Below are 23,702 nucleotides of genomic sequence, written 5' to 3' on the forward strand. Positions count from 1 at the left end.
CGCTTATGTCCCAGGCTATTCGCGACAACCTCAAGCGCCTGCTGGCGCCCCGGCACCTGGCTTTTGTCGGCGGGCGCAGCATGGCCCGCGCCCTCAAGCGCTGCGCCGACGGCGGTTTTACCGGGCCGATGTGGCTGGTCAACCCGCAGCATGACAGCCTCGACGGCATCCCGTGTGTGCGTCGGGTTGCCGATTTGCCTTACGGCCCGGATGCGGTGTTTATCGCGACTAACCGTGAGCTGACCTTGGCCTGTGTGGCCGAACTCGCCGCCCTCGGCACTGGCGGCGCCATTTGCTATGCCTCGGGGTTTGCCGAAACAGGCGCCAATGGTGCGGCTCTGCAACACCAGCTTATTTCGGCGGCGGGCGACATGGCCTTGCTCGGCCCCAACTGCTACGGCTTGTTGGACTATTTGCACAGCGCCGCGCTGTGGCCGGTGGCCCACGGCGGCAAGGCGGTAGAGAAGGGCGTGGCGGTGCTCACCCAGAGCGGCAACTTTGCCTACAACCTGTCGATGAGCGACCGCTCGCTGCCCATTGCTTATATGGCGTCGGTGGGCAACCAGGCGCAGTTGGGGGTTGCCGAGTTGATGGACGTGCTGCTCGATGAGCCGCGCGTGACCGCCATCGGCCTGCACCTGGAAGGCTTGAAGAATGTGCCGGGGTTTGCCCGCGCGGCGAACAAGGCGCTGGAAAAAGGCATCCCGATTATCGCGCTGAAAACCGGCGTGTCGCAGATCGGCGCCGAGTTGGCCCTGAGTCACACCAGTTCGCTGTCTGGTTCCGATGCGCTGTACGACAGCCTGTTTGCGCGCCTTGGCGTGATCCGCGTGAGTGGGCCGGTGAGTTTTGTCGAAACCTTGAAAGCGGCGGCCTGCGGCAATCTACCTGGCGGCAATTGCCTGATCGCACTGGCCTGTTCCGGTGGCGACGCGGGGCTGATTGCCGACTACGCCGAGCGCAACCAACTGGCCTTGCCGAAGCTCGACGCAGGCCAGCGCGCGGAACTGGCGCAGGTGCTGCCCAGCTATGCCAACCTGGTCAACCCATTGGACTTCACCACCGCCATCTGGGGCGACCGCGAGGCGCTCGAACGCATGCTCGAAACGGCCCTGCGCACCGATGCCGATGCGGCGATGCTGGTGCTGGATTACCCGGCCGAATTCACTGGCGAGCGCAAGGAATGCGACCTGTTGCTGGCGCTGTTTTGCGCTGCGCTCAGTCGTCATGGCAAAACCGGATTCGTCACCTCGGCCTTTCCCGAATTACTGCCGGCCCATGCCCGCGAACGCCTGCATGCCCACGGCATTGCCGCGCTGCAGGGGGTGGAAGATGCACTCGCTGCCTGGGGGCGGATTGCCGACTATCAAAACCATCGCCGTGTGTTGTTGGAACGCGGCGAGTCGATCCTTGCACCGCTGTGCCCTCAGCCTCTTGCGGGCCAAGGCCTGGCGCTGGATGAATGGGCGTCCAAACAAGCCTTGCGCGCCTTTGGCTTGAGCACGCCAGCGGCGGTGCTGAGCACGCCAGGGCGCGCCATCGCAGACGCCAAACTCTTGGGCTATCCGTTGGTGCTCAAGGCCGTCAGCACCGACCTGCCGCACAAAACCGAAGCCGGTGCAGTGGCGCTCAACCTGAAAGACGGTGTCGCACTGACCGCCGCGCTGGAGCAGATGCGCGAGCAAATCGGCGCTTATGCGCCGGGCATTGTCTTTGATCAATTGCTGTTGGAAAGCATGGCTACAAAGCCCTTGGCCGAGTTGATCGTGGGCATCAAACGTGAAAATGACTTTGGCCTGGCCCTGGTGATTGGCGCTGGCGGGATCCTCGTGGAATTGCTCAAAGACAGCCGCAGCCTGCTGCTGCCGACTACCGATGAGGCGATTCGCAACGCCGTGCTCAGCCTGCGCAGCGCGGCCTTGCTGCAAGGTTTTCGCGGGCGTGAAGTGGCGGATATGGATGCGTTGGTGGCGGCCATTCGCGCGGTGGCCGACTACGCCTGCGCCAACGCCGGGCGGTTGCTGGAACTGGATGTGAACCCATTGTTGGTCAATGCCCACGGCACGCTGGCGGTGGATGCGTTGATTCGCCTAGGAGATGAACATGCAAGATAAGACCCTGACCGGCGGCCAGGCCCTGGTGCGGTTGCTGGCTAATTATGGCGTCGACACCGTGTTCGGCATTCCCGGCGTGCACACCCTGGAACTGTATCGAGGCTTGCCCGGCAGCGGCATTCGCCACGTGCTGACACGCCACGAGCAGGGCGCCGGTTTTATGGCCGACGGCTATGCGCGGGTCAGCGGCAAACCGGGCGTGTGCTTTGTGATCACCGGGCCTGGCGTGACCAACGCCGCCACCGCCATCGGCCAGGCTTACGCCGACTCGATCCCAATGCTGGTGATCTCCAGCGTCAACCACACCGCCAGCCTCGGCAAAGGCTGGGGCAGCCTGCACGAAACCCAGGACCAGCGCGCCATCACCGCGCCGATCACCGCGTTTTCGGCGCTGGCCTTGAGTGCCGAGGATTTGCCCGAATTGATCGCCCGCGCCTATGCGGTGTTCGACAGCGAGCGGCCACGGCCGGTGCATATTTCAGTGCCGCTGGATGTGCTGGCAGCGCCGATCAAACGCGACTGGAGCCATGAAGTCGTGCGGCGCCCGGGACGCGGCATGCCATCGGCCGAGGCGCTGGAGCTGGCCGTAGCCAAGCTCGCGGCGGCCAAGCAACCCATGATCATTGCCGGTGGCGGCGCGCTGGCGGCGGGTGATGCGTTGCAGCGCTTGAGCACGTTGTTGGCGGCGCCGTTTTTCAGCAGTGTGGCCGGCAAGGGTTTACTGCCGGTCAATGACCCGCTGAATGCCGGTGCCACCCTGTGCGTGGAACCCGGCTGGCAACTGATCAGCCAGGCGGATGTGGTGCTGGCCGTCGGCACGGAAATGGCCGACACCGATTACTGGCGCGAGCGCTTGCCCATCACCGGCGAACTGCTGCGCATCGATATCGACCCGCGCAAGTTCAACGATTTCTACCCTTGCGCCGTGGCGCTCAAAGGCGATGCCCAACAGACCTTGCTGGCCTTGCTCGAACGTCTGCCGCCTGCGCCGCGTAACGCCGATGCGGCAAGCCAACAGGTCGCGACATTGCTTGAGGCGGTCGAGCTGGGGCACGGCCCTTTGCAGGCCATTCACCAAGGCATTCTTGAGCGTATCGAGGCCGAGCTGCCCGCCAACGCATTTATCAGTAGCGACATGACCCAGTTGGCCTACACCGGCAACTACGCCTACCGCAGCCGCGCCCCGCGCAGTTGGCTGCACCCTACCGGCTACGGCACCTTGGGCTATGGCTTGCCTGCCGGCATTGGCGCCAAGTTCGGCGCGCCGCTGCGTCCGGGCCTGGTGTTGGTGGGCGATGGTGGCTTCCTCTACACCGCCCAGGAACTGGCGACCGCGGTCGAGGAACTGCACAGCCCGTTGGTGGTGCTGCTGTGGAACAACGACGCCCTCGGCCAGATCCGCGACGACATGCTCAGCCTGGACATCGAGCCCATCGGCGTGCTGCCACGCAACCCGGACTTTGCGCTGTTCGCCCAGGCGTTCGGCTGCACCGTGAACCAACCCAAAAACCTGGATGAGTTGCAGACGGACTTGCGCAACGGTTTCAAACGCAATGGCGTGACCTTGATCGAGCTCAAACATGCCTGTGCCTGTTGACCTTTAGAGGAGCAAGACCATGAGCGAAAACAACAACAAAATGACTCAAGCGATGCACCGAAGGGACTTTCTCAAACACAGCGCCGTGGCGGGTGCGGGGGCGGCAGCGTTTTCCATGGGCCTGCCGTTGCACGCGTTTGCCGAAGAGGCGACACCCAAAGCCGGCGGCGTGCTGCGCCTGGGCCTGGCCGGCGGCAGCACCACCGATTCGCGCGACCCCGGCTCCTGGGTCGACACCTTCACGTTCGTCGGCTTCTCGGCGGTGTACAACACGCTGACTGAAATCGCCGTCGACGGCAGCGCGATCCCCGAGCTGGCCGAGCGTTTTGAATCCACCCCGGATGCGCGGGTGTGGACCTTTCACTTGCGTCAGGGCGTGACCTTCCACAACGGCAAAAGCCTCAGCGCCGACGATGTGGTGGCGTCGATCAATCACCACCTGAGCAAAGACTCCACGTCGGCGGCCAAAACCGTACTGGGCGACGTCGCCAGTGTCAGCGCCAAGGGCAATGATACGGTGGTGTTCGAGCTGCATTCCGGCAATGCCGACTTTGCTTATGTAGTCGCCGATTACCATTTGGTGATCATGCCCGCCAAGGACGGCGGCGCCGATTGGCAGGCCGGTGTGGGCACCAGCGGTTACCGCCTGAAAAGCTTTGAACCCGGCGTGCGCATGGACTTGGAACGCAACCCCGATTACTGGAAAACCGGCCGCGCGCACTTCGCCAGCGCAGAACTGCTGGCCATCGCCGACGGCGCGGCGCGGGTCAATGCGCTGGTGACCGGGCAAGTGGATGTGATCAACAAGGTCGACCTGAAAACCGTGGCCTTGCTCAAGCGCAATCCAAATCTTGTGATCGAGGAAACCAAGGGCGCCCAGCACTACACCTTCCCGATGCTGTGCGACAGCAACGAGTTCAAGAACAACGACATCCGCCTGGCGATGAAGCACGCGATCAACCGCGAAACCTTGCTGGCCTCAGTACTGCATGGCTATGGCCTGGTTGGCAACGACCATCCGATCCAGCCCGGCAGCCGCTTTATCAACGCGGCGTTGGAGCAGCGCACTTACGACCCGGACAAGTCACGCTTTTACCTGCGCACAGCCGGTGTGGAGTCACTCAAGGTGCGCCTGCAAGCCTCCGACGCCGCCTACACCGGCGCGGTGGACGCCTCGGTGCTGTTCAAGGAGCAGGCGCGCCAGGCCGGTATCGACATTGACGTGGTACGCGAACCGGCTGACGGGTTCTTCTCCAATGTGTGGATGAAGCAGCCGTTCACCACCTCGTTCTGGTACAGCAGCCTGACCGCCGACCGCATGTTCAGTATCGGCTATGCCAAAGGTGCAGCCTGGAACGAAACCCACTGGGACAACCCACGCTTCAACCAACTGCTCACCGCCGCCCGTGGCGAGATGAACGCGCCGCTGCGCCAAGAGATGTACAACGAAATGCAGGCCCTGTGCCGCGATGACGGCGGCGCGATTGTGCCGCTGTTCGCCAGCTCCGTGGCGGCGCGCTCGAACCGCGTGAGTCATGGGCCGCTGACGGCGCCCTACGGCGAACTGGATGGGTTGCGGTTGATTGAGCGGTGGTGGCAGGCATAGAAACCCTCCAAACAATGAAGATTCAATGTGGGAGCTGGCTTGCCTGCAATGGCGGTGTGTCAGGCTAAAAATCTATCGCTGATGTACCGCTATCGCAGGCAAGCCAGCTCCCACACTGGATTTGTGGTGGCTTAGGAGTCAACACACACATGAATAGTCTGTTGAAACTGGTCTTCCAGAGATTGGCCCTCGGCCTACTGTCGTTGTTCGCCGTCTCGGTGATCATCTTCCTCGCCGTCGGCCTGCTGCCCGGCGATATCGCCCAGGCCATGCTCGGCCAGTCGGCCACGCCGGAAACCATCGCCGCTTTCCGCGCGCAGTTGGGCCTGGATCTGCCGCCGCTGACGCGCTTTGCGCACTGGCTGTTGCGGCTGTTACAGGGTGATCTGGGCGCGTCGCTGGCCAACCAGCGGCCCATCGCCGAGTTGATCGGTGCGCGGCTGGGTAACACCCTGAGCCTGGCCGCCCTGGCGGCATTGGTGTCGGTGCCTACCGCGCTGGTACTGGGCATGCTTGCGGCGCTGTACCGCAACAGCTGGTTCGATCGCCTGCTCAATACCACGGCGTTGAGCGCAGTGTCGTTCCCGGAGTTCTTTGTCGCGTACCTGCTGATCCTGGTGTTCTCGGTGAAGCTGGGCTGGTTTCCCAGCCTGTCCAACCTGGCGCCGGATGCCACGTTCGGCACGCTCCTGGAGCGCTCGGTGCTGCCGGTTGCCACCCTGAGTCTGGTGGTGATCGCGCAGATGATGCGCATGACCCGCGCCTCCTTGATCAACCTGTTGGCCAGCCCGTATATCGAGATGGCCCGGCTCAAGGGCATCAGCCAATCGCGGATTATCTGGAAGCACGCGTTGCCCAATGCACTGGCGCCGATCGTCAACGTGGTGGCGCTGAACCTGGCGTACCTGGTGGTTGGGGTGGTGGTGGTCGAGGTGGTGTTTGTCTATCCAGGTCTCGGCCAGTTGCTGGTGGACTCTGTGTCTAAACGTGACATCCCGGTGGTGCAGGCGTGCAGCCTGATTTTTGCCGCCACCTACATCCTGCTCAATACCGGGGCGGATGTGCTGTCCATCGCCAGCAACCCACGCCTGATGCATCCCAAGGGGTAAGCCATGAGCCTGTTGAGCCAAGTGGCCCGGGCGCCGTTGAGCGCCAAGTTCGGCCTGCTGATTATTCTGTTATACGTCGCGCTGGCGCTGTTGGCGCCGCTGCTGGCGCCCTATGGCGAAACCCAGGTGGTGGGTGAAGGCTTCGCGCCGTGGAGCGGCCAGTTTTTGCTGGGCACCGATAACCTGGGGCGCGACATGTTCAGCCGCCTGATGTACGGCGCGCGCAATACCTTGGGCATTGCCTTCCTGACGACGACGCTGGCGTTTCTGCTCGGTGGTTTGAGCGGTTTGGTCGCGGCGATCAAGGGCGGCTGGGTCGACCAGGGGTTGTCGCGGGTGGTGGATATCCTCATGGCGATCCCGCAGCTGATTTTTGCCTTGTTGATTCTCAGCGTGGTCGGCACCAATGCCACCTCGCTGGTGCTGGTGATTGCGCTGCTGGATTCGACGCGGGTGTTTCGCTTGGCCCGCGCGGTGGCGATGACGGTGGTGGTGCAGGATTTTGTCGAAGCCGCGCGCCTGCGCGGTGAAGGCTTGTGGTGGCTGGTCACCCGCGAAGTGCTGCCCAACGCCGCGGCGCCGCTGATCGCCGAGTTCGGCCTGCGTTTTTGCTTTGTGTTCCTGTTTATCAGCGCGCTGTCGTTCCTCGGCCTGGGCATCCAACCGCCCACCGCCGACTGGGGCAGCATGGTGCGCGACAACGCGGTGTTGATTACCTTCGGCGATATCAGCCCATTGTTGCCCGCGTTGGCGGTGGCGTTGATCACCGTCAGTGTGAATTTTGTCGTCGACTGGATGCTGCACAAATCCAGCGGCCTGAAGGAGGGTTGAGGATGGACAGGCCATTGCTGGAAATCCGCAACCTGCAGGTGGAAGGGCATTACGAGGATGCCTGGCACCCGTTGATCAAGGGCATTGATCTGACCTTGCAGCGCGGTGAAGTGTTGGGGCTGATCGGTGAGTCCGGGGCGGGTAAATCCACCCTCGGGCTGGCAGCGATGGGCTATGCGCGCGACAGTTGCCGCATCATCGGCGGCTCGGTGTGTTTTGATGGCATTGAGTTGCTGCAGGCCAAGCCCGAAGCCTTGCGCAAGCTGCGCGGCTTGCGCATCGCGTATGTCGCGCAGAGCGCGGCGGCGTCCTTCAACCCGGCGCACCGCCTGATCGACCAGCATGTGGAAACGGCGGTGATCAACGGCGGCATCAGCCGCGCCCAGGCCGAGCACGAGGCGGTGGAGCTGTACCGCGTACTGCGTTTGCCCAACCCCGAGACCATTGGTCGACGCTACCCGCATCAAGTCTCGGGCGGGCAGTTGCAGCGGGTGATGACGGCCATGGCCATGGCCTGCCATCCGGACCTGATTATCTTCGACGAACCCACCACCGCCCTCGACGTCACCACCCAGATCGAAGTGCTGGCGGCGATCCGTGACGCGGTGAAAACCTTCGGCAGCGCCGCCTTGTACATCAGCCACGATCTCGCCGTGGTCGCGCAGATGGCCGACCGCATCATGGTGCTGCGCCACGGCAAGTTGGTGGAGGAGGCCGACACTCGCAGCATGCTCAGCCAGCCGCAGCAGGACTACACCAAATCGTTGTGGGCAGTGCGCAGCTTTCGCACCGAGCCCAAGGCATGCCCGGTGGCGCAGGTGCCGTTGCTGGAAGTGCGTCAGGCCTGCGCCAGCTATGGGCAGCAGCCGGTACTGCATGGGGTGTCGATGCAGCTGTATCGCGGCCAGACCCTGGCGGTGATCGGCGAGTCCGGCAGTGGCAAAAGCTCCACCGCGCGCTTGATTACCGGGCTGCTGCCGGCCACGGCGGGGCAGGTGCTGTATGACGGCGAGGCGCTGCCGGTGGATTTTCGGCGGCGCAGCAAGGAGCAATTGCGGCGCATCCAGATGATCTACCAGATCCCCGACACGGCGCTGAACCCGCGTCAGCGCATCGTCGACATCATCGGCCGGCCACTCACGTTTTACCTGGGCCTCAAAGGCAAGGCGATGCGCGCGCGGGTCGCCGAGTTGCTGGAGATGATTGAACTGGACCCGGCGGTGTTCATGGAGCGCCAGCCCCGTGAATTATCGGGCGGGCAAAAACAACGTATCTGTATCGCCCGCGCGCTGGCGGCCGACCCGCAACTGATCATCTGCGATGAAGTCACCTCGGCGCTTGATCAACTGGTGGCCGAGGGCGTGCTGAAACTGCTCAACCGCCTGCAGCAACAACTGGGCGTGGCCTACCTGTTTATCACCCACGACGTGGCCACCGTGCGGGCGATTGCCGACGAGGTGCTGGTGATGCAGCGGGGCAGGGTAGTGGACCAAGGCAGCCGCAATGCGATTTTTACTCCGCCGTACCAGGCTTACACCGGCCTGTTGTTTTCATCGGAGCCGGAAATGGACCCGGACTGGCTCGACCATTTGCTGGCCCAACGGGCGGCGCCCACTGTTTGAGGAATGCACATGAAGGTGTTGATTGTTCACGCTCACCCTGAGCCTCAGTCGTTTACCGCGGCGTTGCGCGACCAGGCGCTGGCTACGTTACAAGGCCAGGGCCATGAAGTGCAGGTGAGTGACTTGTATGCCATGCAATGGAACCCTGTGGCGTCTGCCGCTGACTTTGCCACGCGGGAGAATCCGGACTACCTGGTGTATGCCTTGGAACAGCGCCTGGGCGTAAAAAATCAGTCGATCGCGGCGGACATCCAGGGCGAACTGGACAAGCTGCTGTGGGCCGACCTGCTGATCCTCAACTTCCCGATCTTCTGGTTCTCGGCACCGGCCATGCTCAAGGGCTGGATCGACCGGGTGCTGGTGTCCGGCGTGTGTTACGGCGGCAAGCGTTTTTACGATCAGGGCGGGCTTGCAGGCAAGCGCGCGCTGGTCGCCGTGACCTTGGGCGGGCGTGAGCATATGTTTGGTGAGGGCACGATCCACGGGCCGTTGGAGGAGATGCTGCGGCCGATTCTGCGCGGCACCCTGGCGTATGTCGGGTATGACGTGCTGGCGCCATTTGTGGCCTGGCATGTGCCGTATATCAGTGCCGAGGCGCGGCAGGATTTTCTGCTGGGGTATGAACAGCGGCTGCAAGGGCTTGCGGATGAGCAGCCCTTGGTGTTTCCGAAGCTGGCGCAGTTTGATGAGGCGTTGTATCCACTGTCCTGAACGCAACGATATTCAAATGTGGGAGCTGGCTTGCCTGCGATAGCATCAACTCGGTGTACCTGACACACCGGGGTGTCTGCATCGCAGGCAAGCCAGCTCCCACATTTTGATCTGCATGGATCAGTTGGCTGTGTGTTGCTGGCGGAGGCGCTCAGCCGCACTGCGCAGCAATTGCTCGGTGCCGTTCCAGCCCAGGCAACCATCGGTCACCGACACCCCGTACTTCATCGACGCGCTCAACGGTTGGCAGCCTTCGAACAGGTGGCTTTCGAGCATCATGCCGATCAGCGACGTGTCACCCTGCAGGCGCTGCTCGAGCACGTCATTGAACACCGCCGGTTGACGCAGCGGGTCTTTGCCGCTGTTGGCGTGGCTGCAATCGACCATGATGCGCGCCGCGACCTTGGACTTGGCCAGGTCGTGTTTCACCTGCGCCACGCTTTGCGCATCGTAGTTCGGCCCACGGTGACCGCCGCGCAATACCAGGTGCGTGTCGGGGTTGCCCGGTGTCTGGATGATCGCCGGATGGCCTTGGCTGTCCACGCCGAAGTGACGATGCGGGTGGGAGGCTGAGCGCATCGCATCACAGGCAATCGCGACGCCGCCGTCGGTGCCATTCTTGAAGCCGACCGGCATGCCCAGGCCGCTGGCCATTTCGCGGTGGATCTGCGATTCGGTGGTGCGTGCGCCGATGGCGACCCAACTGAGCAGGTCATCGAAGTAGCCGGCGGCCATGGGTTGCAGCAGCTCGGTGGCGACCGGCAAACCCAGGCGCAGCATCTCGCGCATCAGTTGGCGCGACAGCGTGAGGCCGGCGGCCATGTCGTCGCTGCCATCCAGGTGCGGGTCGTAGGCCAGGCCTTTCCAGCCGATGGTGGTGCGCGGTTTTTCGACGTAGGCACGGATCACCAGCAGCATCTGGTCGCTGACTTCCAGCGCGAGCTTCTTGAGGTTGCGCGCGTATTCCATGGCCGACTCGGGGTCGTGGATCGAACACGGGCCGACAATCACCAGCAAACGCGAGTCTTCGCCATTGAGGATGGCGCGCACGGCTTGGCGATGGGCGTGGATCTGTTCGTTGAGGAACGGGCTGAGGGGCAACTGGTGCTTGAGTTCAAGGGAACTGGGCAGGCGCTGGGTCAGGGCTTCATTGGCGCTGGACAGGTTGGCAACAGGCAAGGCGGCAGTGGCAGAGTTCATATTCAAGGCTTCCTGGGCAAGCGGCGGGCTGTTCCCGCACGCTCTGCCCTACTGGGGTGTTCGACAATTGGCCGTATTGGCTACGTGTGTTGGCTTGCCACCAATAGGTGACCGATCGGAGGCGGCAGGCTGTCCCGAGCGGAGCTTGCTAAATCGCCATGCAGTCGAAGTGTCGTAACGGTAATAAGTGGCGTAGTTCATGTCGTGAGTCCTTTTAGTGTTCGGTGTGAAGCAAAATTATTGGGGCCTTGAAAAAACAAAACCCCCGGTCGGGGAGCCGACCGGGGGTTAGATTTCTCTGGTAGGCGACCCCTTGAGTAGCGGGCGCCGATTTCAGGTATCAGGCGCGCCAGTGGCTAAACCAATACCCAAAATAAAAGCTGACCAGTGCGCTCAAACCGCTCACACGGGTAGCCGACACCGAGCGCTGGGCGCTGGCAGCAGGGCAAACCTGAGTATGGGTGAGTTGCAACATGGTGTGTCTCCAAATGATGGGGGGAGCTTACTAGAGGCACGCGGGTTGATTCAATCAGTAATTTCTATCGCATGACCTACTTACGGCTATGGGGTAAGTGCCGATATGCTGGTAACACGTTAATAATGATTGCCAGGACGCGACCATGACTGCCTTGACCCTCGCCGCAGCTCAAACCACTTCCATCGCCGGCGACGTGCCGGGCAACATCCAGGGGCACCTGAGGTTCATGCAGGCGGCGGCGGAGCAGGGCGTGCAATTGTTGGTGTTTCCGGAATTGTCGTTGACCGGCTATGAACCCGCTTTGGCCGCCCAACTGGCAATTACGCCCGAGGACGTGCTGCTGGCGCCGCTACGTGAGATGGCGCAAGAGTTGCGAATGACCGCAGTGGTGGGCATGCCGATTCGCTTGGCACCCGGGACCGGTGTGTTTATTGGCGCCCTGGTGTTGGGCGCAGATGGCTCGCTGGCGGTCTACACCAAGCAGCATTTGCACCCGGGCGAAGAGGTGGCGTTTGTCGCAGGGCAGGGCGGTGCAGCACTCGAATGGGCGGATGACCGGATTGCGCTGGCGGTCTGTGCGGACTTTTCCCACGCCAGCCATCCGCGTCTGGCAGCAGAGGCTGGCGCTACGGTGTACGCCGCCGGTGTGCTGATCAGCGAAGGCGGGTACGCGACCGACAGCGCGCTGCTTCAGGGGTATGCCGCAGAGCATCGCATGCTGGTACTGATGGCCAACCATGGTGGCCCGTCCGGCGGTTATACCTGTGCGGGGCGCAGCGCTATCTGGAGCGCTGATGGAACCCTGCTTGCCGACGTACCGGGCATTGGCGAGGCCTTGGTGATTGCTCGCCGCAACGGTGAGCAATGGACTGGCCAAGTGGTAGCCTTCTGAAATGGCTTTTCACCTGCGCGCGGCGACGGACCGCGACCTGCCATTCGCACGAACGCTGACCCATGAAGCCATGAACCGCTATTACCTGCAGTACGATTTGTTGTGGTCTGACCATGGCTTTGACGTCGCCTGGGCTTCGCGTGAAAACTGGCTGATTTGCCAGAATGAAACCGTGATGGGGTTTATCAGCGTGAATCGTGACAGCCAGGCACTCTATATTCGCGAATTACACCTGCTCGAGCGCTGCCGCAAACAGGGCGCTGGCAGTTGGGTGTTACAGCAGATGGTGCTTAAGACGTGTGCGCAGGGCTTGGGCCTTTTACGCTTGACCGTGTTCAAGACCAACCCGGCGAGACGCCTGTATCAGCGCCAAGGGTTGAGTATTGTCGGGGAGGAGGACTGCTTTTGGCGCATGGAGCGCGAGTGTCGAGCGGCTGTCGTGGACTAAATCAGGCACGCTGTAGGAATAAGCGCATACTGCGCTCAGGACACACTGCTTGGATTAAGGTGTTGAGCGACGCGTTCATCCACGATAATCCCTTCTTTCATGCCCAGCAGCACCGCTACTTTATGGGCTTCCCCACGCCGTCCCTTTTTACGCCCAGCAAGCACTTGATACGTGGTGGCCGGATCAACGCCATGTTCACGTGCGAACGCTTGAACTGACTTTCCTTGATATTCCAGCCAGGCCTTGGCTTGTGCAGCGGTACGGATTCCGGGCATAGTTCAAAACCGTTCAAGTTTGTGTAATACGAGATGAATGTGTCACCTCTTGGGGTGTGCCAGATAGGATCATACATCCAAATGAGTGGAATCGGTTCGCGTTTGCGGCAAGAAAGAGAGCGACTTGGCTTGTCGCAAAAAGCATTTGGTGAAATTGGAGGGGTTGAGGCCAATGCCCAGGGTAAATATGAAAATGGGGGCCGGGCGCCTAAAGCCGACTACCTGTCACGGGTAGCCGAAAAAGGTGTGGACATCCTGTATGTGTTGACCGGCAACGCCACCCCGATTCAATTGGAAAACCTCAGCCAGATAGAAGAAAAGGTCCTCGGTGATTACCGCGCCATGTTCAAGGAAGACCAGGATGCAATCCGCCGCCTGACGTCTACCCTGGCCGAACATTCGGCTGCGTCGAATGGGAAAAGCAAACCGCAACCCCAGGATTCCTGACCTTTTACCCAGGAAATAGCGCTGCTTGTCATCCGACGGGCCGCCGCATCGCGTTGAAACTCTATATATATGACGCTAGCAGCTAGGTCTGCGCCTTGGTTTTTTGCTAAGGTGTTCAGCAACCTATAAGACCATATCGCGAGGTGTCTGCTTGATTAGGGTGCTAGTAGTCGATGACCATGATCTCGTTCGTACGGGCATTACACGAATGCTGGCTGACATCGATGGCCTGCAAGTAGTCGGCCAGGCTGAATCGGGGGAGGAATCCCTGATCAAGGCTCGGGAGTTGAAACCCGATGTGGTTTTGATGGACGTCAAGATGCCTGGGATTGGCGGTCTTGGTGCCACCACCAAATTGTTGCGCAGCCATCCGGACATCAAGGTCGTGGTGGTCACTGTGTGCGAGGAAGATCCGTTTCCTACACGGCTTCTGCAAGCTGGGGCAGCCGGTTACCTGACCAAGGGCGCAGGCCTGGCCGAGATGGTGCAAGCCATACGCCTGGTATTTGCCGGCCAGCGCTATATCAGCCCGCAGATTGCCCAGCAGTTGGCGATCAAATCGTTCCAGCCTACCAGCGACTCGCCGTTTGATGCGCTGTCGGAGCGGGAAATCCAGATCGCCTTGATGATCGTCGGCTGCCAGAAAGTACAGACGATCTCCGACAAGCTGTGCCTGTCGCCCAAAACCGTCAACACCTACCGCTATCGTATTTTCGAGAAGCTCGCCATCAGCAGTGATGTTGAGTTGACCCTGCTCGCGGTACGCCACGGCATGGTGGACGCCAGCGCCTGACATGACCACACCGTTTGATCCAAGTGCCTTTCTCTCAACCTGCAGTGGCCGCCCTGGCGTGTACCGCATGTTCGACAGCGAGGCACGCCTGCTTTACGTGGGCAAAGCCAAGAACCTGAAGAACCGCCTGGCGAGCTACTTTCGCAAGACCGGGCTGGCGCCGAAAACCGCCGCGCTGGTGGCGCGTATCGCCCAGGTTGAAACCACCATCACCGCCAATGAAACCGAGGCGCTGCTGCTGGAGCAGACGCTGATCAAGGAGTGGCGGCCGCCCTACAACATCCTGCTGCGTGACGACAAATCCTACCCCTATGTGTATTTGTCCGACGGCAACTTCCCGCGCCTGAGCATTCACCGAGGCGCAAAGAAGGCCAAAGGCAAGTATTTCGGCCCGTACCCGAGCGCCGGTGCGATCCGCGAAAGCCTGAGCCTGCTGCAAAAGACCTTTTTTGTGCGCCAGTGCGAAGACAGCTTCTACAAAAACCGCACGCGGCCGTGCCTGCAATACCAGATCAAACGTTGCAAGGCACCCTGTGTCGGCTTGGTTGAACCTGCTGAGTACGCCGAAGACGTGCGCCATTCGGTGATGTTCCTCGAAGGACGCAGCAATGCCCTCACCGATGAACTCTCCGGCGCCATGGAGCAGGCCGCCAGCACCCTGGATTTCGAACGGGCCGCTGAGTTGCGCGACCAGATTTCGCTGTTGCGCCGCGTGCAGGACCAGCAAAGCATGGAGGGTGGCAACGGCGACGTCGATGTGATCGCTGCATTCGTCAACCCGGGCGGCGCCTGTGTGCACCTGATCAGCGTGCGTGGCGGGCGAGTGTTGGGCAGCAAGAACTTTTTCCCGCAGACCGGTATCGACGAGGAAGTGGCCGAAGTCATGGCCGCCTTCCTTGGCCAGTACTACGTCAGTAGCCCCGAGCGCGACTTGCCGTCCGAACTGATCGTCAACGTGGTGCATGAGGACTTCCCCACGCTGATCGAGGCGATCCACGAGCTGCGCGGGCGCGAGCTGGACATCAGCCACCGTGTACGCGGTACCCGCGCGCGCTGGCAGCAACTGGCGGTGACCAACGCCGAACAGGCCCTGGGCGCGCGTCTGGCCAATCGTCAGCACGTTGCCGCACGTTTCGATGCCCTGGCCGAGGTCCTCAACCTCGACGAGCCGCCCCAGCGCCTGGAGTGCTACGACATCAGCCACTCCAGCGGCGAAGCCACCGTGGCTTCCTGCGTGGTATTCGGGCCGGAAGGGCCGATCAAGTCCGATTACCGGCGCTACAACATCGAAGGCGTCACCGCCGGCGATGACTACGCCGCCATGCACCAGGCGCTCACGCGGCGCTTCAGTAAGCTCAAGGACGGCGAGGGCAAGCTCCCCGATATCCTGCTGGTAGACGGCGGCAAGGGCCAGTTGTCCATGGCCCGTGACGTGCTCAACGAACTGGCCGTGCCCGACCTGATCCTGCTCGGCGTGGCCAAGGGCGCCACGCGCAAGGCCGGTTTCGAGACGTTGTACTTGAATGATGCCGCCCATGAGTTCACTTTGAAGGGCGACTCACCCGCATTGCACCTGATCCAACAGATTCGTGACGAAGCCCACCGTTTTGCCATTACCGGCCACCGCGCCCGCCGTGGCAAAACCCGGCGAACCTCAACCCTGGAAGGGGTGGCGGGCGTTGGCCCGACGCGCCGTCGCGACTTGCTTAAACATTTTGGTGGCTTGCAGGAGCTATCCCGTGCCAGCATTGACGAAATAGCCAAAGCCCCCGGTATCAGTAAAAAGCTCGCAGAATTGATTTATGCAAGTCTGCACAGCGAATAGAATGCCTTCTCACCTCGTAGCCAGTTGTGCCGATGAATATCCCTAATCTGATCACCGTTCTACGCGTCCTGCTTATCCCGATTTTCATTTTGTTGTTCTATTTGCCCTACGAATGGAGCTACGCCGCCTCCAGTTCGGTGTTTGCCTTCGCTGCCGCAACCGACTGGCTCGACGGCTACCTGGCGCGCCGCCTGGAGCAGAGCACGCCATTCGGCGCGTTCCTTGACCCTGTGGCCGACAAACTCATGGTCGCCGTCGCCCTGGTCCTGCTGGTGCAGGAACATGGCAACCTGTGGCTGACCCTGCCGGCCGCCGTGATCATCGGCCGCGAGATCGTTGTCTCGGCCCTGCGCGAGTGGATGGCCGAAATCGGCGCCCGCGCCCACGTGGCCGTCTCCAACATGGGCAAATGGAAAACCGCCGCGCAAATGCTTGCGCTGGTGATTTTGCTGGCCAACCCATCGGACTTCTCGATTTGGGTTCTTATCGGTTACGCCTTGCTGCTCATCGCCGCCGGCCTGACCCTGTGGTCCATGCTTCAGTATTTGCGCGCCGCCTGGCCGCATCTGCGTACCACCGTTGAAAAGAAATAAAACTTTTTTGAATCAAGGGGTTGACGGGGGTTCTGGATTCTATAGAATGCACACCACCAAGACGCGGGAATAGCTCAGTTGGTAGAGCACGACCTTGCCAAGGTCGGGGTCGCGAGTTCGAGTCTCGTTTCCCGCTCCAAAATTTGATCCACAGATGTCCACTGGACGCTGGGATCCACGAAATAGACGCTTAGGCGTCTTTTTTCGTTTCTGCGGAAAACCACTGGAATCCAGGGCAATCCGGTACGTTTAAGTATCGTTTTAAGTACTGTCTAACCGACAGACTCGAATTCGTATTGTTGCTGGATCCCCTCAGGTCGCCAAACCACCCTCTCGCAAATCCTCAGGGTCTTCAAAAAAGACATTTTGCCGACCCTCGCTGAACGTCCTATCAAAAGCATCACCCGCCATGACCTGCTGGCCATTCTCAATACCATCGAACAACGCAAAGCCTTCATCATGGCTGAAAAATGCCGAACCTGGTTCAACCAGCTGTTTCACTATGCCCTGGTAAAGGTCGAAGGTATGGAACTCAATCCCCGGTGACGAACACCCCTATCTACTGATGGAGCATTCTTCCTGATTTGGTTTGCGAGCTGCGTCGAGCTGTTGGCTTCCTAGAGACGATATGGTGCCTCAAAACCTAGACAAATACCCCCATGGCCGAATCGTTATAAACATGTGTTTTCACACAGCCTGGCCAGAAGCAGGCGATGACATCAGGCATAAACCGACCGGGAGCGGAGGGTCACTTCAGAAAAAACAAGAGGGTTCCCTTTGTCGGTCGGAGAAGGCCTGAGCTGAGTTTATGGGGATAGTTTGGCAATCACCTTGATCTCGAAGTCGAAGCCGGACAACCAGGTCACGCCGATAGCGGTCGCCGTCGGGTAGGGAGCTTCGCCCCAGTACTCGGCCGCTACTTCCCAGATTGTTTCGAATGTTGAGTCGGGGTCGACCATGAAGATGGTCGTGTCCACCACATCCTCGAAACTACTGCCGGCCTCGGCCAGGATCGCGTTGAGGTTGTCGAAGGCCAGGCGAACCTGTGCCGCGAGGTCTGGCTCGGCCGAGCCATCCTTGCGGCTGCCGACCTGACCGGATACGAACAGAAAACCGTTGGAGCGAATCGCCGGTGAGTAGCGGTGGAGCTCGTACAGTGCATGGCGGTCAGGCGGGAAAACGACATCACGTTTGCGGGTCATTGCATACCTCCTTCGGGGGCCATCGCGGCCCGCTGTTTACGATGGAGCCAGTGTAAAAAGACGAGCGACCTGAATAAACGCGCAACGCTGGTCATGACTGTTTGTAGAATCCAAACTATCCAGATCCGAGTGAGGCGTGAAATGGACCGTTTCGATGCAATGCAGGCCTTTGCCCGAGTGGTGGAAACCGGCAGCTTCACCAAGGCGGCAGCCACCCTGCACATGAGCAAGACCACCGTTACGCAGCTCGTTCAGCAACTGGAAGCGAGGCTGCGTGTGCGTTTGCTCAACCGCACCACACGCAAGGTCAACGTCACCGCCGACGGCGCGGCCTACTACGAGCGCGTCATCCGGCTACTGGTCGATATGGACGACGCCGAGACCAGCCTGTCCAGCGCGTCGATGACACCGCGCGGGCGGCTGCGGGTGGATGTGCCCAGCCCGCTGGCGCGAATGCTGCTGATACCCGCCTTGCCGGGGTTCTTTGCACGCTACCCGGAAATCCAGCTGACCGTGGGCGCGAGCGATCGCATCGTCGATATCATTGGCGAAAACGTCGACTGCGTGTTGCGCGGCGGCGAGATCACCGATCAGTTCCTGGTGGCAAGGCATGTGGGCGATCTGAACATCGGCATGTATGCCGCGCCCGGCTATCTGCAGCGCTTCGGTATGCCGGCGCACCCTCGTGAGATGGAGGAGGGCAGGCACAGTACCGTTGGCTTCCTCTGGTTTCGTACCGGCAAATCCTTGCCCTACGCGATGCAGCGGGGTGAGGAACGCATTGAGGCCCAGGGTCGCCCGCAACTGACGGTCGACGACGGTAATGCGTACCTCGCCGCCGGCCTGGCTGGCCTGGGCATGCTTTGGCTACCGCAGTACATGGCCAAACCGCACCTGGTCAGCGGCGAGCTGCTGCCGCTGTTTGAGGACTGGCACATGGCGCCAATGCCGATGTATCTGGCATTCCCGCCGAATCGCCACGTCAGCGCCAAGGTGCGGGTATTTATCGACTGGGTAATAGAATTGATGGCCGAGCATGCGCCGGTGGTTAAGTGAAACAGGGCCCACAATGGGGGCCCGGCAGGATCAGGAAGAGCGGGCCCCTTGTTGGGTGGGTTTGGCGACGTTGCGCTCGAATAATCCGTGGGAAAACTCCAGTACCGCCAGCACCAGTTGAACGGCACCCAGCACCAGCAAGAACGGCGAAGCGCCACCGCTGACGGCCACTACCTGCAATACCACTACGATCACGCGTAGCAAGGCGCTGAGACGGGCGTGTTCGCGTGTGGGCGCTCGCCAACGCACAAAGCCCCACACGAGATATGCCCACGCACCGATGTTGAGCAGGAACATGGCCGTGGGGTCGAGCGTCGAGAAGGGGCTGTCGAAGCCCAGTTGATGATCGAGCCATTGGATCAGTGAATAGGCCCAGATGGACACCACCGGCAAGGCGAATGGAGCCATTGCAAGAACGTCGTATGCAGCGCCGACGCGTACGATTTTCTCATGTGTGGATTGGGTCATTGCGAGTCTCCTCCTGGAGTGGCTGGTTCAACAAGTCACGAATTTCTTGGAACTCTCCCGATTTCAGTCCATTACGATGGCGCTCGGCCAAGACGTAGGCGATATGCCCAGCGCGGGACTCGGCGTCGACGATGTAGCCGGGAGTTGCCGCTCGTTGTCGCAGCGCGACAAGGTCGCTGAAACGCTCATCCGCCGCCATGATGGTTCGTGCCACCGTTGTTTGGACGTTGCAGAGCCCCAGAACGGCAAAGAAGGTGTGTGGGTTTTCCAATTGATAGATTTTTGCCAGGGCGTTCAACGCCGCCTTGGATACCGAATATGAGAGCATCCCTGCACGTTGGCGCAGTGCCGAAATCGATGATGAGAAGACCACGGTACTGGGGGGCTGCGTCGCACTCAGCATAATGTCCAGGACCATTTTCACGGCGCCCAGGTTGAGCGCCAAGACGCTATTGAACTCCTGCATCGAGGTCTGCGTGGCCAGTTGGGGCGCGCTGCCGAACCTTCCCGCATTCAGGTAGACGGTCTCTACCGGGGTAGGGGTGCGCGATAGCAACGCCTGCAAGATTGCCGGCGCGCGCTCGATATCGGTCAAATCGCACCGCAGGAAGTGGAAGCGCTCCTGTGGCGGGATATTGGCCGCAGGGCTTCGTGACACCGCGAGCACTTCGTCGCCCCTGGCCAGGTGATAGCGCGCCAAAGCGTTGCCGATACCGGTGCTTACACCGGTGATCAATATGCTAGCCATGATTGCCCCTAGAATTTGCCGATGTGATAGCCGCCATCGGCGCTGAGCACCGTGCCGGTGATGTAGCTGGATCTCTTGCTCAGCAAAAACACGATCGCATCGGCGATTTCCTCTGGCTGGGCAAAGCGCTTCATGGCCGTCACGTCAAGCTTGCGCTGGGTGTTTTCCGGGTGGGCAGCCAGCCGTTCCGGAGAGTTCATACCTCCCAGTGTCGGCCCGGGCGCTACGGCGTTGACGCGCACGGCAAAGCGGGATTCGCTGTCGCAGGCATTTTCCATGGCGGCGACCTGCGTCAAGGCATTGAGCGCTGTCTTGCTGGCGACATAGGCCGCCTGATTGGCCATGGGCATCACGCCAGCGCACGAGGACACGTTGACGATCGCTCCATTGGGGTACTGGCTGATCAATGCCAGTTCTTTTTGCAGGCAGTAAAGGGGGCCGTTCAGGTTGGTGTGGATGACCCTGTTCCAGTCCTGCGGTTGGATTGTTGCGATCGGCGCGTAGGGGGCGGTAATGCCTGCGTTGTTGATTGCATAGTGCAACCGATCAACCTCGCCAGCCACCGTCGCGAATGCCTCGGCTACTGACGTTTGCGACGCCACATCGCAAAAGATGAACTGCGCCGAAGCACCCAGTATCTCCAGAGCGGCGTCAGCCTTTTGCTGGTTCCTGCTCATCAGGAACAGCCGTGCGCCTGCTTCGGCCAGTTGCTTTGCCACCGCCAGGCCGATGCCGCTTGCACCGCCGGTAATGACGATGTTCTTGTCTTTAAATTCCATGTTATTGATTCCCGTAATGGATGTGAGCAGGACGCTTGTAATGCTCATTTACACAGCAATACACCCGATCGAGTTGCGGATTGCTCTTGTCCCGAAAGCAGTTACCGTCAAACCGGCATTGCTGGACCTGATCCTCGTGGCCGGCGAGCGACTTGCTGATCAGGTCGTTATCGGCAAAAAGGGCCCGGCTCATGCCGATCAGGTCGCAGTGACCAAGCCGCAGTTGATCTTCTGCCTCCTGCAGGGAGCCAATGAAACCGGCATAGCCGACCGGGAGCGAGGTGAACGACTTGATCAGGCGTACCCCTTCGACGAACTGTCGCTGAATTGTCGGATGGGCAGTAAGCATGTAGCGGAAGGTTTCCTTGATGGTGATCGAGCACATGATTGCCGACGTCCCCGCGTCCGCCAGGGCTGCCACCACGTCCTCGAGCAGTTCCGGTTGCTGCCCTCTGGCGCCCAGACAATCATCGATGCCCAGGCGCACGGAAACCTCCAGGTCTCCAGCGGTAACCCTATGAATGCGGTCGATGACTTCCAGCAGGAACCGCGCTCGCTTGATGGGGCTTGCGCCATAGGCGTCACGGCGATGGTTGGTCCAGGGCGACAGAAAACTGCTCAGCAGATAGCCGTTGGATGCCTGAAGCTGGACCATCCTGGCACCGGCCTGCCTGGCACGCAGAGCCGCTTGGGCAAACTGATCGCAGACAGCGTCGATGTCCTCGACACTCATCTCTACCAATAGATCGGCGCCGCTGCTGGCGGATAACGCACTGCGGCTCGGGCAAAGCAGCGGTTGGCCGCTGATCTGCGTGCCGCCTTGGGCTCCGTAATGCTGAAGTTGCACCACCACTGGGCAGTCCCGCTGGCGACCGTACTCCACCAGCGGCACGAGCTTTTCCAGGTTGGCATCGCTGTGCAGGCACAGGCCACGCGCATGCAGGCGCGTGGAGGGCGCTATGGAGGAGTTGCCCAGCACCACCATGGCGCAGCCACCGTCGATCACATGTTTATAGAAGGTGAGCATTTCCTCGGACAGCGAACCGTCCGAGGTGGCCAGGTCGATGCCCATCGGGGCGAAATACAAGCGGTTTTTCAGCGAAACGCTCTGGCCGATCACCAGTGGGCGTTGTGATATCTCATAGCTCATGGGCGCACGATCCTCATGCCACGATTTGCTCGTGGGCGAGAGAGGCAGGTGAAGGGGCAGCGGCAGCGGCCCATTGCATCTGCCCGGCAAAGAAGCAGTGGCACTTGATCGTTTCACGCAGTTCGCTGGCCTGGTTCTTGGACAGCTTGCCGAACACCAGCACTCGCTGGTCGGACTCGCTGGTGGAGCAGCTCGAAGCAACTGGCAGACTGAGGAAACCACCCCCTTCGATGTAGAGCGATACGGTACTGACCGTGCTCCAATCGATGGCCCCGGCTTGATGAGTCACCAGCACTCCCAGTACCGAGAGCAGGCTCAGCCTGGCTTGCAACACGCTATCGGCGTGATGCACGAGGATGTTCTTGGGCAAGCGATCAGAAGGGGCAAACCAATGATCCTGAGGGTAGTTCAACGAGCGCATGCGTTTGAACAGCGGTAACTTGATCACTGCGCCTTGTAGCCAAAGACGCGACACCAGCCGACCGTTCTGATAGAAGTTCGCGCACTTGTCGATGGACTTGGGTTGTGATCGCTTGAGGCCCTGGGCCTGCTGCACCACGACTTCGACTTCATAGGCCGATTCGGTGTAGGCATTGAAGGAAATGCGCAAGTCTTCGATAGAAATGGAAACTGCGCCGCGTTGGTGTCCCAAGTAGTTGTAGACGTAGTGGTACATGGCTTGCCTGGCCACTTCGATCAACATCAGGCCTGGTACATGTTCGTGCTGCTTGTTGTAGAAGTAGTAATTCTTGGTGTCGTTGATCAACAGATAAGACCCCTGCCTGGCCTTATCCCACTGCGCGAGCGCTTCAAGGCATTCGATCATGCGTAATACCTGGTCGGCCGGTATTTCGGCATCACCGCCCTGAAAATGCTGGGCCAGGTAGCGTTGGGCCTGCTGGGGGATGAATTCAGCCGTGAGGATGAAGTGGTCGCCGCACTCGGTATAGAAGTCAGTCAGGCGGATCTCGAAGGTGGAGAGTGTGCTCGCCTGCTGCGCGCTGATGGTCAAGGGCAGATAGCGCAGCACATACTGGCCATCTTGCGCACGGTACAGGGCCTTGAACAGGGCCTGATCCTGCGCGTTGCCAGCCAGTATTTCGGCACCGATCGGAGTGCTGAGAAAACTGGGCAGAAGCAGCCTTGGTCGAGCGATCAGGACATCCTTGGATGTGTCTTTGTGCAACAGATGAGGGTCAATCGAGTCTGCGCTGTTCATGAGTTGCGATCTCCAAGTGAGCGAGTTGGGGAATGTAGGGGGAGGTGGGACAGTAAAAGCTTGATGATGAGCCCATGCACCGGCGCCACCGGCAGCATGTACAGGCGGCCGAACGTGTTGAAGGTCTTGACGGAGGTGGTGATATGCAGGCAACGCGGTTGCGCGAGTGTTGCATCGATCGAGACCATGACCGCCAGATGGGTATCGCGTGAGGTCAGTACCAGCTTCTGTGCGCTGATGGCCTCGATGGTGAAGAAATCGAGCTTTTCGCCGACCGTCGGGACGCACTGTGGTGTGACGCCCGAGAACCCGCCGATCCTCTCGACGTGAAAGTGCTGGGAGATGCTGTCGCGCAGCCTGAACGCGCCTTTGAGCCAGGCGGGCGTCGCGGCCGTCATTTGGCAGTACAGTTCGAATACCGTGGATTCGGTGTCGATGATCGCGCTGGCCGAATGCAGAAAATTCAGCTCATGGTGCGCGGCCACCAGGCTGGCGCACGGTGGGATCTGGTCATTTGGCGTCTTCATCCTTGATGACGC

General features: G+C 60.7%; 23 protein-coding genes, 1 tRNA gene and 1 pseudogene. 16 read left to right on the plus strand and 9 right to left on the minus strand.

The window, feature by feature from the left end; all coding sequences use genetic code 11:
- Positions 1-5 precede the first annotated feature (5 nt).
- The 7 genes from AOA62_RS02015 to AOA62_RS02045 all read left to right on the plus strand — a co-directional run bounded on the left by AOA62_RS02015 (position 6) and on the right by AOA62_RS02045 (position 9,590).
- Positions 6-2,114, plus strand: coding sequence for an acetate--CoA ligase family protein (locus AOA62_RS02015; RefSeq protein WP_099547677.1), 2,109 nt, complete (start codon positions 6-8; stop codon positions 2,112-2,114).
- Complete coding sequence (locus AOA62_RS02020; protein WP_099547678.1) at positions 2,104-3,711, plus strand: 5-guanidino-2-oxopentanoate decarboxylase; 1,608 nt, start codon at positions 2,104-2,106, stop codon at positions 3,709-3,711. The genes AOA62_RS02015 and AOA62_RS02020 overlap by 11 nt, the downstream gene beginning before the upstream one ends.
- Positions 3,712-3,730: 19 nt before the next feature.
- Positions 3,731-5,317 (plus strand): ABC transporter substrate-binding protein, encoded by a 1,587-nt coding sequence (locus AOA62_RS02025; protein WP_099547679.1) that lies wholly within the window; start codon positions 3,731-3,733, stop codon positions 5,315-5,317.
- A 149-nt stretch (positions 5,318-5,466) separates the two neighbouring features.
- A complete protein-coding gene (locus tag AOA62_RS02030; RefSeq protein WP_099547680.1) occupies positions 5,467-6,426 on the plus strand; it encodes an ABC transporter permease in 960 nt (319 codons plus the stop codon).
- A gap of 3 nt (positions 6,427-6,429) precedes the next feature.
- Complete coding sequence (locus AOA62_RS02035; protein ID WP_099547681.1) at positions 6,430-7,257, plus strand: ABC transporter permease; 828 nt, start codon at positions 6,430-6,432, stop codon at positions 7,255-7,257.
- Positions 7,258-7,259: 2 nt separating this feature from the next.
- Positions 7,260-8,879: an ABC transporter ATP-binding protein gene (locus AOA62_RS02040; protein ID WP_099547682.1), complete on the plus strand. Its 1,620-nt coding sequence runs from the start codon at positions 7,260-7,262 to the stop codon at positions 8,877-8,879.
- Between the two features lie 9 nt (positions 8,880-8,888).
- A complete protein-coding gene (locus AOA62_RS02045; protein WP_017139016.1) occupies positions 8,889-9,590 on the plus strand; it encodes an NAD(P)H-dependent oxidoreductase in 702 nt (233 codons plus the stop codon).
- A 120-nt stretch (positions 9,591-9,710) separates the two neighbouring features.
- Here AOA62_RS02045 and AOA62_RS02050 read toward each other — a convergent pair whose 3' ends face one another.
- Positions 9,711-10,790 carry a 3-deoxy-7-phosphoheptulonate synthase gene (locus tag AOA62_RS02050; protein ID WP_099547683.1) on the minus strand — a complete coding sequence of 360 codons (1,080 nt, stop codon included), beginning with the start codon at positions 10,788-10,790 and terminating at the stop codon, positions 9,711-9,713.
- A gap of 620 nt (positions 10,791-11,410) precedes the next feature.
- Here AOA62_RS02050 and AOA62_RS02055 point away from each other — a divergent pair.
- Together AOA62_RS02055 and AOA62_RS02060 are read left to right on the plus strand one after the other, a co-directional pair.
- Positions 11,411-12,160: a carbon-nitrogen hydrolase family protein gene (locus AOA62_RS02055; RefSeq protein WP_017139019.1), complete on the plus strand. Its 750-nt coding sequence runs from the start codon at positions 11,411-11,413 to the stop codon at positions 12,158-12,160.
- Between the two features lies 1 nt (position 12,161).
- Positions 12,162-12,608 (plus strand): N-acetyltransferase, encoded by a 447-nt coding sequence (locus AOA62_RS02060; protein ID WP_099547684.1) that lies wholly within the window; start codon positions 12,162-12,164, stop codon positions 12,606-12,608.
- 35 nt (positions 12,609-12,643) lie between these two features.
- Here AOA62_RS02060 and AOA62_RS02065 read toward each other — a convergent pair whose 3' ends face one another.
- Positions 12,644-12,883: a DNA-binding protein gene (locus tag AOA62_RS02065; protein WP_017139021.1), complete on the minus strand. Its 240-nt coding sequence runs from the start codon at positions 12,881-12,883 to the stop codon at positions 12,644-12,646.
- Positions 12,884-12,964: 81 nt separating this feature from the next.
- On the opposite strand from AOA62_RS02065, the gene AOA62_RS02070 reads away from it, so the two are divergent.
- The 6 genes and pseudogenes from AOA62_RS02070 to AOA62_RS02095 all read left to right on the plus strand — a co-directional run.
- Positions 12,965-13,330 (plus strand): helix-turn-helix domain-containing protein, encoded by a 366-nt coding sequence (locus AOA62_RS02070; protein ID WP_099547685.1) that lies wholly within the window; start codon positions 12,965-12,967, stop codon positions 13,328-13,330.
- 151 nt (positions 13,331-13,481) lie between these two features.
- Complete coding sequence (gene uvrY / locus AOA62_RS02075) at positions 13,482-14,123, plus strand: UvrY/SirA/GacA family response regulator transcription factor (RefSeq protein WP_003190387.1); 642 nt, start codon at positions 13,482-13,484, stop codon at positions 14,121-14,123.
- 1 nt (position 14,124) lies between these two features.
- Positions 14,125-15,948 (plus strand): excinuclease ABC subunit UvrC, encoded by a 1,824-nt coding sequence (uvrC, locus tag AOA62_RS02080; protein WP_099547686.1) that lies wholly within the window; start codon positions 14,125-14,127, stop codon positions 15,946-15,948.
- Positions 15,949-15,980: 32 nt separating this feature from the next.
- Positions 15,981-16,541 (plus strand): CDP-diacylglycerol--glycerol-3-phosphate 3-phosphatidyltransferase, encoded by a 561-nt coding sequence (pgsA, locus tag AOA62_RS02085; protein WP_099547687.1) that lies wholly within the window; start codon positions 15,981-15,983, stop codon positions 16,539-16,541.
- A 63-nt stretch (positions 16,542-16,604) separates the two neighbouring features.
- A tRNA-Gly gene (locus AOA62_RS02090) sits at positions 16,605-16,680 on the plus strand.
- Positions 16,681-16,856: 176 nt separating this feature from the next.
- A pseudogene (locus tag AOA62_RS02095) lies at positions 16,857-17,081 on the plus strand (integrase); the annotation flags it as partial.
- A 266-nt stretch (positions 17,082-17,347) separates the two neighbouring features.
- Here AOA62_RS02095 and AOA62_RS02100 read toward each other — a convergent pair.
- On the minus strand, positions 17,348-17,743 hold the full coding sequence (locus tag AOA62_RS02100; RefSeq protein ID WP_099547688.1) for a RidA family protein: 396 nt from the start codon (positions 17,741-17,743) through the stop codon (positions 17,348-17,350).
- A gap of 141 nt (positions 17,744-17,884) precedes the next feature.
- Here AOA62_RS02100 and AOA62_RS02105 point away from each other — a divergent pair, with 141 nt between their 5' ends.
- Positions 17,885-18,799, plus strand: coding sequence for a LysR family transcriptional regulator (locus tag AOA62_RS02105; protein ID WP_099547689.1), 915 nt, complete (start codon positions 17,885-17,887; stop codon positions 18,797-18,799).
- A 30-nt stretch (positions 18,800-18,829) separates the two neighbouring features.
- Here AOA62_RS02105 and AOA62_RS02110 read toward each other — a convergent pair whose 3' ends face one another.
- Genes AOA62_RS02110 through AOA62_RS02135 form a run of 6 tightly spaced genes read right to left on the minus strand, consistent with a single transcriptional unit; the run spans position 18,830 to position 23,690 of the window.
- Positions 18,830-19,267, minus strand: coding sequence for a hypothetical protein (locus AOA62_RS02110; RefSeq protein WP_017139026.1), 438 nt, complete (start codon positions 19,265-19,267; stop codon positions 18,830-18,832).
- Positions 19,248-20,015 (minus strand): SDR family oxidoreductase, encoded by a 768-nt coding sequence (locus tag AOA62_RS02115; RefSeq protein ID WP_099547690.1) that lies wholly within the window; start codon positions 20,013-20,015, stop codon positions 19,248-19,250. The genes AOA62_RS02110 and AOA62_RS02115 overlap by 20 nt, the downstream gene beginning before the upstream one ends.
- 8 nt (positions 20,016-20,023) lie before the next feature.
- Positions 20,024-20,794: an SDR family NAD(P)-dependent oxidoreductase gene (locus AOA62_RS02120; RefSeq protein WP_017139028.1), complete on the minus strand. Its 771-nt coding sequence runs from the start codon at positions 20,792-20,794 to the stop codon at positions 20,024-20,026.
- A 1-nt stretch (position 20,795) separates the two neighbouring features.
- Positions 20,796-21,944: a hypothetical protein gene (locus tag AOA62_RS02125; protein WP_017139029.1), complete on the minus strand. Its 1,149-nt coding sequence runs from the start codon at positions 21,942-21,944 to the stop codon at positions 20,796-20,798.
- Between the two features lie 13 nt (positions 21,945-21,957).
- Positions 21,958-23,163 (minus strand): AfsA-related hotdog domain-containing protein, encoded by a 1,206-nt coding sequence (locus tag AOA62_RS02130; RefSeq protein WP_099547691.1) that lies wholly within the window; start codon positions 23,161-23,163, stop codon positions 21,958-21,960.
- Positions 23,160-23,690, minus strand: coding sequence for a DUF2867 domain-containing protein (locus AOA62_RS02135; protein ID WP_099547692.1), 531 nt, complete (start codon positions 23,688-23,690; stop codon positions 23,160-23,162). The genes AOA62_RS02130 and AOA62_RS02135 overlap by 4 nt, the downstream gene beginning before the upstream one ends.
- Positions 23,691-23,702: the final 12 nt, after the last annotated feature.

The organism is Pseudomonas sp. 2995-3 (assembly GCF_002742565.1).
GTDB lineage: Bacteria > Pseudomonadota > Gammaproteobacteria > Pseudomonadales > Pseudomonadaceae > Aquipseudomonas > Aquipseudomonas edaphica.